Origin of the sequence: Acetobacterium sp., from assembly GCF_039830195.1 — a bacterium.
GTDB lineage: Bacteria > Bacillota > Clostridia > Eubacteriales > Eubacteriaceae > Acetobacterium.
On the sequence record NZ_JBDODG010000007.1, the window covers coordinates 1 to 16,083 of the forward strand.

Consider the following 16,083-nt stretch of genomic DNA (forward strand, 5'->3'; position numbering starts at 1 on the left):
GTGCTCGGGACTTTCACCCGTTAGATTGCGCCCATGCCGGGCGCACATAAAAAAATCCCTCGCATCGTTGATACGAGAGATTTATATAAGTTCTTCATTCTCTATAATTTCAAAATTACGGTAAACGTGGTACCCTGACCCAGCTCACTTTCAGCCGTTATGGTTCCATCCACCAGATCCACTACCCGTTTAACCAGGGCCAGTCCCAGTCCGTTGCCTTCTTCTGAATGGGAGGTATCGCCCTGATAGAAGCGGTCAAAGATGCGGCGGCAGGTTTCTTCACTCATACCACAGCCACTATCGCTGACCTTGACAATGACCTGATCATCTTCTTTTCGCAACTCAATTTTTACCAAACCACCCCTTTTAGTAAACTTGATGGCATTGGTCAGCAGATTATTCCAGACAATTTCTAGCAAGCTTTCATCGGTGATAATGGTTACCTCGTCCAGATCGGCGTCAAATTCGATTTTTTTTTCGTCAAATTTATCTTCCAGCGCCAGCATGCAGCAGCGCAGCTGTTCATCCAGGGCGTAGCTTTCGGTCTGGATAATTTCCTGATTTTCCAGCTTGTTCAATTTTAGAATATTGGTTACTAAGGTAGATAGTTTTTTTGAGGCCTCGACAATGGTATCAATATATTCCTGTTTTTCTTCCTGGGGCAATGCCTCTTTTCTGAGCGCTGAGGCATAGCTTTGGATAATCGCCAGCGGTGTTTTCATCTCATGAGATACATTAGTGATGAAATCGCTTTTTAAGGTTTCAATGGTAGCCAGTTCCTCGACCATCTTGTTAAAATCATCGATTAGCACCTCCAGGTCATCCTTTTTATGGTCTTTTCGTTGGGAGTGCACGTGAACAGTGAAATCGCCAGCGGCCACTTTTCGGGCTGCCTGACCGATTTCCGTCAATGGCCTTTGAAATCCGGTATACATAATAAAGCGGGTCCCAAGACTGACAATCAGTCCCATAAACAGCGCATAGGACATGCCCACCAGTGCCATGATCCAGGGATTGGTCTGATCCAGCATCTGCTGATTGAAAATTAGCACTTCTCCGGCACTGCAGATTAATACCACCCCAAAGACAATTAAAAACTCTTTCCAGAAAGGGCGCTTGGCATTGATCCGCTTATCTTCCAGATTTTCATAGCGAAACTTCATCCTTTAATCACCGCCTTGTATCCCAGGCCCCGGACTGTCACAATTTCCACATCGTCACAGTCTGAAAGTTTGTCACGCAGTTTGGTGATCGAAACATCCACAGTTCGGGGCGTGCTTTCGGTATCATATCCCCAAAACTCATCCATCAGCTGAGCCCGAGTAAAGGTGCGTTTAGGATAGGATAACAGCTTAAATAGAATATTAAATTCCCTTACCGTCAGCGAAACTTCCTCTCCATTGAGATACGCGGTAGTTTCCTCTTCATTTAAGATCAGCGAACCCGCTTCCAGTTTTCGCTCATTGCGGATATTGGCCCGTCGCAATAAGGCTGACACCCGTAAGAGCAGTTCATCCATCTCGATCGGTTTTACCATATAATCGTCAATGCCCAGGCTGTAGCCTTTTTGTTTGGCAGACATGTCATCCCGGGCCGTCATGAACAGAATCGGGATGCTCTTATCCTGGCGGCGGATCTCTGCGGCCAGTTCAAATCCGTCCATCTCCGGCATCATAATATCCGAGATGATCAGATTCACCGGTTCTTCCAGGATCCGGTCAAAGGCTTCACTGCCATTTTTACAGCTGATCGCCCGGTAGCCCTTATTATTTAAAAATGAGCAGACAATATAGTTCAGTTTCTCGTCGTCTTCAATTACTAAAATATTGATCATTATCTTTCCTCCCCTGCTGGATTCTACTGCATGATATCATATCCTGATGATGTTAAAGATTTGTTAAGTCAACAATTTTATACTAAAAACGCCCGATTGATTCCCGTCAACCGGACGCATAGCACTGAGTAAGCTTGTGCTCCTCCAGCCGTTTTTCATATATCTGGTTCTGATTTTTCCCTTCGCTTTTGGCCAGATAAAGAGCCTGATCGGCCTTTTCAAAAAACTCACTGGTTGACCAGCCGGAATTGGCATATTCCGCAATCCCACAGCTGAAGGTTATCTGAGATCCCTTAAGAAAATCAAAATGGTGCTCCCTGAATTCCTGGTGCATTTTATCAATCATTTCGACAACAGCTGCGATGGGATGACCGCTAAACAACAAAACAAATTCTTCCCCACCATAGCGAAAGACATTTTCATTACCCGGTGTATTCTGAGATAAGATGTCCGCCAATGTTACTAATACTTCGTCACCTTTACTATGACCATAGCTATCATTAATCAGCTTAAAATCGTCCAGATCAATAACGGCCAGAATCAACGGGGTTCTGGTCACCCCCTCCTGATAAACCGCCTGCCCCAGAATATCGACCATCGCCCGGCGATTTAAAAGTCCGGTCAGCGGTTCTGTTTTGGCTTCCTGGATTAGCTCCATTTGTTTTAAGTAGCTGTTGTGGATGCTCTGTGCCTGTTCATTGGTATAACGGGTCAGTACCTTGGCCCCCAGATAGGAGCAAAAGATCATAATCCCAGCCACGATACAATCCAAAAAGATCGCTTTTACATCGCGATCGCCTTCAAAACTGGCAATCTGGAAAGCCAGAATCAGAGAGATATAGCTCAACCCGAAGACAAGACGCGTCAGTTTTAAGTCAGCAAAGATAATCGTCATAAACACCGCAATACAGGGCACACACAAGATCGGCGGAAAGGTGTGATGAAAGCATTGAACACAGGCGCAAATCAGAAAAAACAGGATCGCAACCGTATGATTTTTGGTTTTTTCACTGGTTTTTTCTGTTTTTAGCATAAAATACGCCCCTAAAATAAAAATTAGGTTCAACACCGATGGCAGTACCAGATAGAGCAAAAGATAGCGGATGATGGCTGGCGAAAAGGTCTGGCTGTGTTTATTAAAAATAAAGATGAAAATTTCAACAATAAAAATGATGATACCGATTATTACACAGGTGCGAAACATAATTTTTCGCCATTTTTCATGCAGTTCATTATTGATGTTTAGCAACTGATGCATTAGTATCCCTCCTCTGCTCTTCTGAAATTGACAAACCCAAAGTCCGTTTGATTTTATGTCAAAAAACGTTGTCTAAATTGACGATGTGGTAAATTATACCATAATTGCGGCCATTTGTTAAATACGAGACTGAGATTGATTTGATCATATTTTTCTAGTATAATGAATGTAATTGTTAGACATGGCGTTTTTCTTTGCCATTGATTAGCTGATGTATCGTTATCATCGGTAGCTGACTTTTCATCTCAGTCAACCAACCATAAAATTTAGAAAGGGGGTTTGTTATTGTGAGCATTCTTTTTGAAAAATTCAAAGACGTTCTGGTTTCGGTATTACCGATTACACTACTTGTTGTCATTTTAAGCCTTACCCTTGTTCCGATTGATAACTATGTCATGATGCGCTTTCTGCTAGGGGCTTTACTGATTGTTGTTGGACTGACCATTTTCCTCTTCGGGGTCGATCTGGGCATTGCGCCCATCGGTAATCTGATGGGGACCCATATTACTAAAAGTAACAAGGTCTCGATCGTCATCATTTCAGGATTGGTACTCGGTTTTTTCATCTCGGTGGCTGAGCCGGATCTCCATATTCTAGCGGGCCAGGTGGCACTTGTTTCTGCCAATGTTATCACAAAAACCGAAATTATTCTCTGTGTTTCCGTTGGGATCGCCCTACTGCTGACCGTTGGTTTTTTACGCGTTATTTATAACAAGTCCCTAAACCTGCTCCTGACGATCATCTATGGCGTCATTCTGATTATTTCTTTATTTACTTCCCAGGAATTTCTGGCCATTTCTTTTGATGCCTCTGGAGCCACTACTGGAGCGCTGACGGTTCCTTTTATTCTGGCTTTGTCGATAGGGATTTCTTCATTAAAAAAGGGGAGCGCGTCGGAAGATGACAGTTTTGGTCTGGTTGGCATTGCCTCTACTGGTGCCATCCTGGCAGTGATGATTATGAGTGTTTTAAAGGGTACCAAAGAAATCAGCGGCAGTCTTGACAGTGGTCTGTCCGAATCAACCGCTGTGATCCTGCCTTTTATTAATAAACTGCCCACGATACTTTATGAGGTCGTTCTGGCCCTGTTGCCGATTGTCGTCATCTTTGTTGTTTTTCAGATGATCTCCTTTAAATTAAAAAAGAAACCGCTAAAACGAATTATCAAGGGTCTGCTTTATACCCTGATTGGTCTGGTTCTTTTTTTAACCGGAGTTAATGCCGGATTTATGGACGTCGGAACCCTGGTAGGTTATAATATTGCCAGTATCGACAATAAAGCGGTGCTGATCGCCATTGGGGCGCTATTAGGTCTGGTGGTTATTCTGGCTGAGCCAGCGGTTTATGTGTTGACCAAGCAAATTGAAGATGTCACCAGCGGCTACTTAAAACGAAAGGTCGTTTTGGTTGCCTTATCACTGGGGGTATCTCTGGCTGTGGGCTTATCGATGCTGCGGATCATCGTTCCGGAAATCAAACTCTGGCATTATCTGCTGCCCGGTTATATCCTTGCCATTGTTTTAAGCTATCTAGTGCCAAAGTTATTTGTGGGGATGTCTTTTGATTCCGGCGGGGTCTCTTCCGGCCCGATGACGGCGACTTTTATTCTTGCTTTTGCCCAGGGTGCAGCCGAATCCATCGAAGGCGCAAATGTGCTGGTCGATGGTTTTGGACTGATTGCCATGGTTGCCCTGATGCCGATTATTGCCCTGCAAATTCTGGGCCTGATCTTTAAAATCAAAACTGTTAAAGGGGGAATCTCCGAAAATGGATACTCATGAAAATGTAACAGAAAAAAAGAGCTATGAAATATTAGCTGTCATTGTCAATTTCGGTGTTGGTTCCAAAATTCTGCAGCTGGGAAAAAAATGCGGAATTTCCGGTGGTACCATCTTTTTAGGAAAGGGCACCCAGCATTGCCTGATCAATGATTTTCTGGACATTTGTGATGAACGGGTCGAAGTGGTTCTGATGATTGCCCAGACCGGAAAAATAGAATCAGCTGCCGAGGAAATCAGCCGTAAATTCAAATTTGCCAAGGCCCATCATGGGATTGCCTTTACGGCTACGTTAAATAATTTTTTAGGGGTTCGGAATTGTGCCTATGATAAAACTCATGAAGAAAAAGGAGTCAATAAAACAATGTATGAGGCGATATTTGTGATTGTCGATCGCGGCAATGCGGAAACGGTTGTCGGTGCAGCTGAAGCCGCCGGTGCCAATGGCGGAACCATTATTAATGCCCGGGGCTCGGGTGTTCATGAATACGCAAAACTCTTTGCCATGGATATTGAGCCGGAAAAAGAAGTGGTGATGATGATCCTGGAAAGCGCTAAAACCGAAGCAGTTGTCAATGCCATCCAGGATGCTACCGAAATGGACAAGCCGGGAAATGGCATAATCTTCACCATCGGCGTGAATAGAACCTATGGATTGTATCAACACAACCATTGATATGAACCGCATCTGATCCTGATTAACGATTTTTTTACTGTTTTTTCTAGACTGCAAGCCAGCCCGATGTGTTTTCGGCAAACACACCGGGCTGGCTTATTTTGACGTCTTTAATCGTCTGTAAAAAAGGTTATGCTAACAATTTCTCGACCTGATCGTTTACCTCAAACAAGGTACACCCGCCATGGTTTCCGGCCTTTACGGCAATTTCCCGGAGATCAGCAAAATATTGGGAGCGGAGCACGGCTTCCACCGAATCACTGGTCAGGTTCTGTTTGGCATGGGGTGAAAAGGGACAGGGTTCGGCATCACCATAGGGATTGATATGAAAAAATCCCCGCCCGGAAGCCAGACAGCCGCCCATTTCCTCCTCGTCGCCGGGGAAGGACAAGATCACCATGCGCCGAAAGGATTTTCGCAGTTTAAGACAAATCGCCTGAAGTTGCTTGATTTCGCTTTGCGTAATGACCAGATAGTCGGTTCCTGGTTCCGCCGGAACATATTCCACATACAGGTTCACGCCACAACCTTTATCCTCCAGTGCTTCAAGAAAGTCATTTCTGGTCACCAGCGCCATGTTTTCCCTGGTAACGGTAATGGCTGCCCCGAACAGGATTTTGCGCTTTTTTAAAGCGGCCATGGCGGCTTCAATCTGCACATGGGTACCCGCCCCGCGGCGGGCATCAGTTTCTTTTGCATTGCCTTCTATGCTGAGAATGGGGATCAGATTGCGATGGTTGTCGAGAAATTCAATGGTCTCCTGATCCAGCATTGTGCCATTGGTAAAAATTGGAAAGATCACATTTGGGTATGCCCCGGCCAGCTCCAGAATATCCCGGCGTAAAAAGGGCTCACCGCCGGCCAGCAGCATAAAGGCAACACCAAGTCTTGCCGCCTGATCGAAAACATTCCCCCATTGACCGGCATCCATATCCGTTTTGCCGCTGGTAGGGCCACAGCCGCCACCAGCCCGGGCATAACATCCGGCACAGTGGAGATTACATTGGGAGGCGATACTGGCAATCAGAAATGGCGGTACGTGCAGGCCTTCTTTTTCCTGCTGCTTTCGGCGGGCACTGCTTTTGGCCAGCTCCGGCAGTACACCCATCAAAAAGGCCCGGCCTTTGCTATTGTTGAGATAGAATCGGCCGGCGGTTGTCATAATTTGGGCAATGCCCTGATCCATCATTTTATTTAAATTCATCAGCTTTCCTCATTTCTTATTTGATAAATTGACGCAAACTGTTCGATATGCGCCATCAGCAGGGCCATCGCTTCATCTTCTTTTTCCGGCAGCTTGTCATATTGACATAAAAGGGTGTAGAAGGGACCGTAAAACTGCAAAGCGATGATCTGCGGCGGGCCTGCTCTGAAGCTTCCCTGCCTGATCATCTCACTAAATAAGTCGGTCTGAAATAAAATCGCGTCGTTAAAAAACCAGTTGTACAAGGTCTTGGCGGCATCATCACTTTTATACTGTTCGATGGTCAACATCCGGCGGAACTTCGATGCCTGCGGATCTTTCAGGAAAAACAGAAAAACGGCCTCGCAGGCTTTCTTAAGCCAGATCAGATCATGACGGCCATATTCCCGGGCGACACTTTCCATCTCGCCCTGGGGCAACCGGTAAAACGTCACGGTTTCTTCAAACTTCTGATTCATCCACGTAAGCAAGGTATCATAAATGGCCTGCTTACTGTCAAAATGTTTATAAAGTGAGCTGTCCTTGATGCCCACCGCCTGGGCAATTTCTTTAACGGTCACACTCTGATAACCTTTTACCGAAAACAGATTCAATGCTTCCTCTAATATTATTTCCCTGGTATTGCGTTTTGTCATCATTTCTCCTTAAATTTCTGCAAAAAACTAAAAGCTAGCGTTCGTTAGCCTTATTGTAGCTAATGAACGCTAGCCTGTCAAGTTATGTTTTGCGAATTTTTTAGATCCGGATATTGCTATCAACTAATCCTGCCAGCACGCCACTTCAAAATCACTCGGTTCTATTGATGATGTGCTTAAACTTTCCGCTTTGCGGATGCTGTATCGGCGTCAAATCAGAAAAAGAGATATCGGCAGTTGTCACCCCATGGCTGGCCAGAAAAGCCGATAAGTTCTTCTGTGCTGCTTCAAATAAGCGCCGTAGATCGTACCCGCTCCCGGGGGTGATTCTCAATTCAAGCTGATTCTCTCCATGGGCAATCAGCTGAAACCGGATGATCCCATGGATTTCTTTCAGCGTTGCGTAAATCGCCAGAGGCGGAATTTTGATGATCTTTCCATCTTCATAAAAGATCAGGATATCATCGGTACGTCCCTCAAGAGTCAGCCAGGGTGACGGATTGTTGCAGGGGCAAGGTTCATGATGCATCACCACCCGGTCAGTAACCTCGTAGCGAATGAATGGCTGGGTATAATTGTAAAGGTTAGTAATCAGGATCTTATCCGACTGCACCCCATCCGGTACCGGCTGATTCTGATGGTCAACCGGCTCTACAATGATCCAATCATCATTGATATGAAAGTGCTGTTCCGGACATTCACAGGCAATAGTGCCGCCTTCGGTACAGGAATATGAGGTTTGAACCGGGCATCCAAATGCCGCTTCCAAGGCCTCTCTAAGCTGATCACTCAGGTATTCACCGCCTGTCATAATGATTACCGGAGCGATCTGTAGCCGCCCGTTTTTCTGTTCATCAATGAGCAGTTCAAGGATGGTCGGATAGCCACCCAGCATCGTCGGTTTAAAAGCATTCAGGTCATCGACGATCCGGGCGATTGGATAAAGGGCACTGGTCACGCCGAACTGTCTTTTTTTCCAGGGCATCGCCAATAAGCGGGCCCGGACCGAACTATTTCCCAAATAAAAACCACCGGTTGCAAAAACCCCCATGGTTTTTCCGCCCCCTTTTAGAAAGGCCATAAAATCTGCTTTTCTGGCAAAGCTTCGCATCATATTGATTGCAGCCATAACATTATTGGTGGATTGGTCGCATAGTGCTACCAGGGGGTTGCCGGTGGAACCGCTGGTAGTAAACACCAGATATTTCCCCTTGATTTTTCGCCCGATATTGTCCAAATCCGTCATAAAAGTTTCCACTTCTTTCAAGGTGATATCTTTTGCGGTTATCCATTCATCAAAATGCGCCATCAGATCGACCTTGTTCGTTGCTGGCAAATCATTCAGATTAAAATTCTCGCCTATGTTTTGATAGTGCTCGCGATAGTACGGGCTGTTCTGCTTGGCATATGCCACCAGCCGGTTAAGCCGCTCTGCTCTGATTTCGGTTTTTTCTGAATCGCTTATTTTTTTATCGCGATAACAAAGCCAGATCGCCTTCATTAAGCTGATTGGTTTCATGATGATACTCCTTCCTTGACAACCCCATTTAACATGAAATCAAGATACTCTTTTATTTCTGTTTTAATCTCTGCGGAACGCTCAAAAAATAATTCCGGGGTCTCTTTATACCGTTCCAGATATTTGTTTAGAATCACCCCCAGATATATCGTTATGGCGTCTTTTAGTTTTTCTGTGTTGACATCTTTGAGTTCAAGGGCCGCGATGGCTTTTTCGATAATCTGCTGGGATTTTTCACGGGTGCTGACCATATACCGCACGATCAGCTCATTCTTTTCGTTAAGCACCTTGGTGCTCATTTCCCGGGCGGCCATATTGACCAGGCGCATTTCGCTGGGATATTTTTCGCATAATTTAAATTTTTCATCAGCATAGGAAAAGATAATTCCATAAAAATCGGTCTGATCCGGCTGGGGAACATCTATGAGCAGTTGTTTTAAGGCCAGCTCCAGACAATAAAGATAGAAATTTTTCTTATTGCCAAAATAGTGAAACAGGAGCCCTTTAGAGATCCCACAGTTTTTAGTAATCTCATCGGTGCTGGCATCCATATAGGATTTTTTCGAGAATTCCGCCATTCCAGTCTGGATGATGGCCGCTTGTTTTTCGTCCGATATTTTTTCAAAAGAATCAATTGACATAAAACCCTCCTTTGACTCGTCAGTCAATGCATGAGCTAAGCATACACCCTATTGACTGGCAAGTCAACAGGGCGTCCCTATTATTTCCAATATTCAGGCTATGTTAAACACGCTTCAGCCAGTCATCCAGCTCCTGCTCCCGATTTGCCCCAGCCGGTAGTTCTTTTCCGCCGGCGATCTCACCGTCGCGGAGATAGATGACTTTTTTAGCCCGGACGGCCACCCGGGAATCATGGGTAACCGTCACGATCGTCATTCCTTCGTCATTTAACGCTGCCAGGATATTCAGGACCTGATCGGTGGCTTCAGAATTCAGGGCGCCGGTGGGTTCGTCCAGAAACAGCACCTCCGGTTTATTGATCAGCGCCCGACAAATCGACGCCCGTTGCAGCTGTCCCCCGGAAACTTCCCGGATATCCCGGCCGCCAAGCTCCTCAATATCCATCCGCTTCATCAAATCCCGGGCCCGGTTTCTGATGACTTGTGGTTTTTCTTTTTTCGCCACCATTCCCGGGAGAATCAAGTTGTCGAAAAGCGACAGGTTTTTTAACATCTGGGCCTGCTGAAACACAAAGCCCATTTTGTGAAGCCGCAACCCGGCCTGGCTTTCCTCATTCATTTCGGTCAGGTTGATCCCAGCAAAGACGACCCGTCCCGCGGTTACCTGATCCATGCCACTGACACTGTAAAGCAGGGTGGATTTTCCTGACCCCGAAGGCCCCATCACAGCGACGAAATCGCCCCTACCGATCGCAAAAGAGATCCCTTTTAGAATGCTTGTTTCGATTGCCCTATTGCCAGCCGGGGATTTCTCCCTAACGGATTTACTGATCTGTTCTACTTTTATCATGACTGTCTCCCTATTCCATTATTTGTTCTTTAATATGATAATGCTTGACTGCCCGGGTGCCGCCAATAGCGGTGATGGTGACCACCAGCAGCTGAATGGCGGGACAAATCAGATAGGCTTTCAACGGCTGGATTAATAAGGTCATTCGCGTTGCCCCCATCGATGACAGCATCAGGCTGAAGATCCCTTCCCCCAGGGTATTGGCCAGCACCGTGCCGATCAGAATCCCAAGACCCTGAATCACCAGCAGCCGAATCCCCAACTGGATCCGGATATCCCGGTTGGTCAAGCCAAGCGCTTTTTTGACGGCAATATCGCGGTGCTCCCGGGCCATTACCAGTTGTAAAAACATCACCGTGACCAGTGCGCTTAACAGTAACGCGATCACCATCGCCGCCGCTTCCACCCGGCTCAGGTTATCAACAATTCCCCCCAGGGTCTGAGCTATAAAACTGGGTACCGGGGTGACCTTGATTTCCGGCAGCGCCCCCCGCAGTTCGTCAGTTTTGGCCTCAAAGTCAACGCCATCCGCCAAACTCAGATACAGAATATAAACCTCTACATCCTCATTGTTAAAATTAATGGCGGCCTTGGCCGTTTTTCCGCCGTAGGTAATATCCTGATAAATTCCGGCGACGGTAAGCTCCATGGTTTCACCGTCATAGACCACCGCGAGTTTATCGCCAACTTTTTTGCCCAGCTCCCCAGCATTCATTGACGACAAAGCGATTTCGTTTTTGCCAACCGGCGCCTGTCCGGCCAGATAGACAAGCGGAAAAATCGCTTCATCACCGCTTTCCACCCGGATCTTTGTCTCTTCACCCTGGCTGTTTTCAGCCTGAACATAGCCATTTTTATAAATGGCATATTTATCAATATCCGAATCATTTTCCAGTACTGCCAAAACCCGCTCCTGTTGCTGGGTAAGCTGCGGTGAATACTGAATATCGATCCGGATATCTGCTTCACCCACTCCCATATAGGTAATAAAAGACGGATCCTGAATGGTCTGTTTCATATTCATCGGCAACAGCAGCAAAAATGCCGAGAAAATAAAAACCAGTAAGATTACCCGATATTCCCGCCATTTGCAGACCAGTTCCCCCAGGGCGATGGTTAGATTGGAATATTTGAAGCCCGACGATGGCAGCGTATAGTGGCCCTCCCGGCGCCGGCCGCCGGAACCCCGAAGCAGTTCTACTACGGTACTGTGGAGATTTTTTTTGACTACCCGATGGCACCCCCAAGCCACCATCCCGCTTAAGAGCAGCAGGCCGAGAAACGGCAGCCCCCATTTCAGCCCCGGATTGCTTCCCGTTCCACAATAACGGACCACCGCAGCCGCAAAGAAATTCCCGAAGGGGATAGCACCCAGATAACCGAAGATCCCAGCGACCCCCATCAAGATCAGATACTTCATCTGGTACAGGGTCGCAATGGCTTTACCCGGAAAACCGATGGCCTTCATCTCGCCAATGGCTACCTGCTCATCAGCCATGGTGGCCCGGATAATAAACGACAGACAGAGCATTGCCATAAAAATCAACAGCAGGCTGATAACGATGATGATCATCGCCACCAGGCCATAAGAAAAGACATTGAATAAATTCAGTAGATCAGCCGTGATGTCCACCCCATTGGCGGGCAGCTTAGCAGCCGCGTAGGCTTGCGAAATAACCCCGCTATCGACCCCTTCTTTTAATAGAAATTCAAAGCTGTACTCCCATTCTCCCAACTGCTGACTGAGCGCTTCCTGATCAGCCGGGCTGATCAGGAAGCGTTTGGAAGAGGTCATCGCTACATTCATCTGGGCATCCCGGATAATCGTGGCGACCTTAAATTCTTTCATATAATTATCTTTTTTCAGGGTGATCACATCTCCGGTTGCAACCCCCAGGGTTTCGGCATAATAAACCGGCACCCCAATCTCCCCGTCCTTAACCGTGGCGATCTGGTTATCCATATCCAGCAGATAATCAAAGCCCTGATTCTGAACTACAAAGCTGTTATCCATCAGCACCTTTTCCAGGGTTTCGCCCTGATAGACGATGTTGGCATTATGAATCGTCAGCATCCTGACGGTCAGAAAATCGGCAATGCCGTCCTGGCTTGCCACAAAACCTTCCAGGGCGGCGGCTTGATACTCGCCCTTATGCATCTGCAGATAATCCGGCGGCAGTGCCTTGTGGTTAAGCTCGTCATAGGCGGAGATCATCGTGCCCGCCACCCGCAGTCCGCCGGCCATCAGCAGTGCCGCCATGATCAGAAAAACGGTCAGTGCCGTGGTAATAGCCGGATTTCGCTTAAAGTCCTTGCGGACAAGATTCAGTAAAAGTTTCATTAGTAACCTCCTTCTCTTCCAGGGTTCTGACACTTTTTAAGCGGGCTGCCACCAGCCCGGCCACGGCCAGACTGATTCCGGTAATGATGATCAGCAGAGCATTGCCGCGGCCAACCCCAGCACCGATTACTGTGCCAATGCATGTCGCCAACGCGGTATTACCTTGCATCAAGGGTTCAAAGACCAGATCTGCTAAAATGCCGGCCGCGATAAAGGCCAGGATATAACCCATCTGAGTAATCAAACTGATCAGACCAAAGGCCCGACCCTGAACGCGATTATCCAGATTGGCGCGAATCAGCACCTCGGCCCCAATCTGAATGGCCGGCATAAAGACAAACATCAAAAATCCAAAGCCAGCGATCAAAACCAGATTTTCACTGACCCCAATCAGAGCCATAAAAACTCCACAGCCAACCAACCCAAGCGACAACATCCGCAGATAGGATTTTGGCTGCTTGACCATACTGATGACGATGCTTCCGGCCATCATCCCCAGGGCAATAACAGTTGTCAGAATGCCTAGCTCCCGTTCCCCGGCAATGGCCAGAACCAGGGGCTTACTTAACATCTGCACAAACCCCAGACAGAAGGTGGCGATCGTCATCGTCATGATCATCGTCATGATCCCCTTTTTGCCCCGGATGGCGCTGATGCCTTCACTGATTTCACGGCAAAAAACCGAACTGGTCGCTGCGTTTTTTTTGCTGACCAACCCTTTTCTGACAAATGCGATGATCAGAACCGTAGTGAAAAAAGTCACCATATCCAGCATGATCAGGGTGCCGACTGTTGTCACTTGTAGCATCAGACCGGCTATGGCTGGGGAAATCAGCAGTTTGGCACTTCCCGCCAGCTGAACCATACCGCCGGCCCGGGCAAAGTCTTCGGCCAAAACCCCTCCCACCGGGGCCAGCATGATCGCGGGCAGAAAGGCGCAGATGGCAAAAATGCCGGTGGCGCCGACCGAACCGGTTAGCTTTAAAATATAGATCGCCAAGCCAAAATCCGTCAGGCCGCTACCAATGCTGGAGATAAAGGCGCCAACCACCAGGACCATAAATTTTTTCATGGCAGTATTCTGTTTTGCGATACCCTTAATTGTCTGTTGTTGTTTCATTGGGGTTCCTCCAATTTTTTTATTTTTTTCTTCAATCGGGCATTTCTCATCAACCCCGCTCATCGACCGTTGGTCGGTAAGCGGGTAAAAAAATTTTACAAATGCCGCCCCGTGTTAGTCAGGCAAACATTTGTAAAAAGTCCTCCAGTGCTCCTGCTTTAGTCCCCAGCATTCTTTCCATATTGGCCAGAAAGCCCTGGATCTTGACCGGATAGTCGGCCATTTCCCAGTCCATGATATTGCCGTCAAACAACATATGGCCCAGCAGCAAAATCGACTCAATCGTTTCCCGGGGATAATCCAGATGAAAAAGATCGGTTGCTACGCCTTCGGCTACCGCTACTTCCAGCAGCGGGGTCATCCGCTTGAGCATGGTTTTAGTGTATAGCTGTTCCAGTTTGGCATTATCGACCTTGTGCATTTCGTCTCTGATCTCCTCTGCTCCTTCAAACTCCGGGGATTGGGCCATAATCGCCATCATGATCCGGTTAATCAATGGTACTGATTTGTCCTTCAGAATCTGCTCGGCCCGTTTGGCGCCTTCCTCAACAATATCCAGAATGATGGCGGCCAGCACCTCTTCCTTGGAAGCAAAATAATAATAAAAGGTCCCTTTAGCAATGTCCACAATTTTTAAAATATCATTCACTGAGGTCTGTTCATAACCCTTGGTGACAAAGAGTTCCCGGGCTACCATCAGGATTTCCTGTCGGCGAACCTCGCCTTCTTTGACTGTCTTCATTGAGCACCTCCCGATCTCTCGACCAGCGGTCGATAGATGTATCTTAAAGCAAATCTGCTCATCTGTCAAGTTTTTTTTATTCGCCCCCATGATCCCATGCTAATAATTTTTGGCTATCCCAGCACCTCACTTGCAATGTAACAATTATCTATGATAATATTAAATAAAGCTAACATCTAAATCCCTAAGAAACGAGAGAAATAAATGAATACACCAACGAATTCTACTAAAAAAGGTGTCACCCATCAAAAATATCTGGGTGATCGGGGCCTGCTGATCTTCCTGGTTTTTTTAAGTGCCTTTGCTCCGCTGTCTACAGATCTTTATCTGCCGGCCCTGCCGACGATGACCACTTATTTCAATGTTCCTGAATATCTGACAAACCTGACCCTGATTTTGTTTTTTATCTTTTTCAGTGCCGGTATTCTAATTTGGGGACCGCTCAGTGACAAGTATGGCCGGCGTCCGATTTTGCTGGTCGGGATTACCGGCTATGCCATCGCCAGCCTGCTCTGTGCGGTATCAGGCAGTATTTATCAGTTGATCTTTTTCCGGGTTCTGCAGGCCATCGGCGGCGGTTCGGCCAGTGCGGTGGCCACCGCTATCGTTAAGGATGTCTACCAGGAACGACGGCGCGAGAAAACCCTGGCCTTGGTTCAATCAATGGTCATTATTGTCCCCGCAGTTGCGCCGGTGATTGGGGCGCTACTGCTGAGCTTCACCTCCTGGCGGGGGGTTTTTATCATCCAGGGCATATTGGGCGTGATCATCCTGACGGGTTCCATCGTTTTCCAGGAAACCATTGAACACCGGGGTTCCGGAAATATTCTCCATACTTTGGGACGGCTGGGGGTGGTCCTGAAAAATCCCGGTTTTACTTCCCTGCTGCTGATTTTTTCGCTTTCCAGCATCTCTGGCCTGGCCTTTATTTCATCATCCTCTTATATTTATCAAAATGATTTTGGGACGAGCAGCCAGATTTACAGTTACTTTTTTGCCTTTAACGCCCTGGCGATGCTGTTGGGCCCCTTGATTTATATTAAACTGTCCAACCATTTCAAGCGCTTTTCGATTATTAATCTTTGTTTTGGCATTACCATTTTAAGTGGTCTGGCCATTGTTCTGTTGGGCCAGAGTAATCCCTTTATCTTTGCTCTGGCCTTATTCCCGGCTACCCTGGCGCAGAGCTGTTCGCGGCCACCCAGTGCCTACCTGATGCTGGATCAGCAAGCTGAGGATGCCGGTTCGGCCTCCTCGTTAATGGGCTCCTTTGCCACCATTATGGGCAGCTGTGGGATGATTATTATTTCCTTCAACATGGATCATCTGATTCCTGTTATTGGCGGACTCAACATCATTCTGGGATTGCTGTCCGGTGGCTTGTGGCTGGCCGTTACCAAAACACCTCTGCTCAGCAAAATCAGAGAAGCCTGATTTTTATCATCGACTTTTGGGGCAAATTAAAACTTCCTTATCGACAATGCT

Annotated in this window: 14 protein-coding genes; 3 read left to right on the forward strand and 11 right to left on the reverse strand. The window is 47.1% G+C overall.

Annotation, left to right across the window (positions count from 1 at the left end; translation table 11 throughout):
- Window positions 1-101: 101 nt before the first annotated feature.
- The 3 genes from ABGU93_RS02435 to ABGU93_RS02445 all read right to left on the reverse strand — a co-directional run bounded on the left by ABGU93_RS02435 (window position 102) and on the right by ABGU93_RS02445 (window position 3,092).
- Complete coding sequence (locus tag ABGU93_RS02435) at window positions 102-1,163, reverse strand: HAMP domain-containing sensor histidine kinase (protein ID WP_347411919.1); 1,062 nt, start codon at window positions 1,161-1,163, stop codon at window positions 102-104.
- On the reverse strand, window positions 1,160-1,834 hold the full coding sequence (locus tag ABGU93_RS02440) for a response regulator transcription factor (protein WP_347411920.1): 675 nt from the start codon (window positions 1,832-1,834) through the stop codon (window positions 1,160-1,162). The genes ABGU93_RS02435 and ABGU93_RS02440 overlap by 4 nt, the downstream gene beginning before the upstream one ends.
- Window positions 1,835-1,940: 106 nt before the next feature.
- Window positions 1,941-3,092, reverse strand: a complete 1,152-nt coding sequence (locus ABGU93_RS02445; RefSeq protein ID WP_347411921.1) for a GGDEF domain-containing protein — start codon at window positions 3,090-3,092, stop codon at window positions 1,941-1,943.
- A 287-nt stretch (window positions 3,093-3,379) separates the two neighbouring features.
- On the opposite strand from ABGU93_RS02445, the gene ABGU93_RS02450 reads away from it, so the two are divergent.
- Window positions 3,380-4,873 carry a DUF1538 domain-containing protein gene (locus ABGU93_RS02450; RefSeq protein WP_347411922.1) on the forward strand — a complete coding sequence of 498 codons (1,494 nt, stop codon included), beginning with the start codon at window positions 3,380-3,382 and terminating at the stop codon, window positions 4,871-4,873.
- Window positions 4,860-5,546: a P-II family nitrogen regulator gene (locus ABGU93_RS02455; RefSeq protein ID WP_347411923.1), complete on the forward strand. Its 687-nt coding sequence runs from the start codon at window positions 4,860-4,862 to the stop codon at window positions 5,544-5,546. Before ABGU93_RS02450 ends, ABGU93_RS02455 begins: the two co-directional genes overlap by 14 nt.
- Window positions 5,547-5,676: 130 nt before the next feature.
- Here the strand turns inward: ABGU93_RS02455 and ABGU93_RS02460 are convergent, their stop codons facing one another.
- From ABGU93_RS02460 to ABGU93_RS02495, 8 genes are all read right to left on the reverse strand, one after another.
- On the reverse strand, window positions 5,677-6,750 hold the full coding sequence (locus ABGU93_RS02460) for a radical SAM/SPASM domain-containing protein (protein WP_347411924.1): 1,074 nt from the start codon (window positions 6,748-6,750) through the stop codon (window positions 5,677-5,679).
- Window positions 6,750-7,385 (reverse strand): helix-turn-helix domain-containing protein, encoded by a 636-nt coding sequence (locus ABGU93_RS02465; protein WP_347411925.1) that lies wholly within the window; start codon window positions 7,383-7,385, stop codon window positions 6,750-6,752. The genes ABGU93_RS02460 and ABGU93_RS02465 overlap by 1 nt, the downstream gene beginning before the upstream one ends.
- Window positions 7,386-7,536: 151 nt before the next feature.
- Window positions 7,537-8,904: an AMP-binding protein gene (locus tag ABGU93_RS02470; RefSeq protein WP_347411926.1), complete on the reverse strand. Its 1,368-nt coding sequence runs from the start codon at window positions 8,902-8,904 to the stop codon at window positions 7,537-7,539.
- Entirely contained in the window at window positions 8,901-9,545 is a 645-nt protein-coding gene (locus ABGU93_RS02475; protein WP_347411927.1) for a TetR/AcrR family transcriptional regulator, read from the reverse strand. The genes ABGU93_RS02470 and ABGU93_RS02475 overlap by 4 nt, the downstream gene beginning before the upstream one ends.
- 103 nt (window positions 9,546-9,648) lie before the next feature.
- Complete coding sequence (locus ABGU93_RS02480; protein ID WP_347411928.1) at window positions 9,649-10,395, reverse strand: ABC transporter ATP-binding protein; 747 nt, start codon at window positions 10,393-10,395, stop codon at window positions 9,649-9,651.
- 10 nt (window positions 10,396-10,405) lie between these two features.
- Window positions 10,406-12,736 carry an FtsX-like permease family protein gene (locus ABGU93_RS02485; protein ID WP_347411929.1) on the reverse strand — a complete coding sequence of 777 codons (2,331 nt, stop codon included), beginning with the start codon at window positions 12,734-12,736 and terminating at the stop codon, window positions 10,406-10,408.
- A complete protein-coding gene (locus ABGU93_RS02490; protein ID WP_347411930.1) occupies window positions 12,699-13,856 on the reverse strand; it encodes an MFS transporter in 1,158 nt (385 codons plus the stop codon). Before ABGU93_RS02490 ends, ABGU93_RS02485 begins: the two co-directional genes overlap by 38 nt.
- Window positions 13,857-13,974: 118 nt before the next feature.
- Window positions 13,975-14,598, reverse strand: a complete 624-nt coding sequence (locus tag ABGU93_RS02495; RefSeq protein WP_347411931.1) for a TetR/AcrR family transcriptional regulator — start codon at window positions 14,596-14,598, stop codon at window positions 13,975-13,977.
- A 204-nt stretch (window positions 14,599-14,802) separates the two neighbouring features.
- Here ABGU93_RS02495 and ABGU93_RS02500 point away from each other — a divergent pair, with 204 nt between their 5' ends.
- On the forward strand, window positions 14,803-16,032 hold the full coding sequence (locus tag ABGU93_RS02500; protein WP_347411932.1) for a multidrug effflux MFS transporter: 1,230 nt from the start codon (window positions 14,803-14,805) through the stop codon (window positions 16,030-16,032).
- Window positions 16,033-16,083 lie beyond the last annotated feature (51 nt).

Excerpts from the sequence above, each read along its gene's own strand:
- ABGU93_RS02435 (WP_347411919.1), bottom strand. The coding sequence starts at position 1,163 with ATGAAGTTTCGCTATGAAAATCTGGAAGATAAGCGGATCAATGCCAAG.
- ABGU93_RS02440 (WP_347411920.1), bottom strand. The coding sequence starts at position 1,834 with ATGATCAATATTTTAGTAATTGAAGACGACGAGAAACTGAACTATATT.
- ABGU93_RS02445 (WP_347411921.1), bottom strand. The coding sequence starts at position 3,092 with ATGCATCAGTTGCTAAACATCAATAATGAACTGCATGAAAAATGGCGA.
- ABGU93_RS02455 (WP_347411923.1), top strand. The coding sequence starts at position 4,860 with ATGGATACTCATGAAAATGTAACAGAAAAAAAGAGCTATGAAATATTA.
- ABGU93_RS02460 (WP_347411924.1), bottom strand. The coding sequence starts at position 6,750 with ATGAATTTAAATAAAATGATGGATCAGGGCATTGCCCAAATTATGACA.
- ABGU93_RS02465 (WP_347411925.1), bottom strand. The coding sequence starts at position 7,385 with ATGACAAAACGCAATACCAGGGAAATAATATTAGAGGAAGCATTGAAT.
- ABGU93_RS02470 (WP_347411926.1), bottom strand. The coding sequence starts at position 8,904 with ATGAAACCAATCAGCTTAATGAAGGCGATCTGGCTTTGTTATCGCGAT.
- ABGU93_RS02475 (WP_347411927.1), bottom strand. The coding sequence starts at position 9,545 with ATGTCAATTGATTCTTTTGAAAAAATATCGGACGAAAAACAAGCGGCC.
- ABGU93_RS02480 (WP_347411928.1), bottom strand. The coding sequence starts at position 10,395 with ATGATAAAAGTAGAACAGATCAGTAAATCCGTTAGGGAGAAATCCCCG.
- ABGU93_RS02485 (WP_347411929.1), bottom strand. The coding sequence starts at position 12,736 with ATGAAACTTTTACTGAATCTTGTCCGCAAGGACTTTAAGCGAAATCCG.
- ABGU93_RS02490 (WP_347411930.1), bottom strand. The coding sequence starts at position 13,856 with ATGAAACAACAACAGACAATTAAGGGTATCGCAAAACAGAATACTGCC.
- ABGU93_RS02495 (WP_347411931.1), bottom strand. The coding sequence starts at position 14,598 with ATGAAGACAGTCAAAGAAGGCGAGGTTCGCCGACAGGAAATCCTGATG.
- ABGU93_RS02500 (WP_347411932.1), top strand. The coding sequence starts at position 14,803 with ATGAATACACCAACGAATTCTACTAAAAAAGGTGTCACCCATCAAAAA.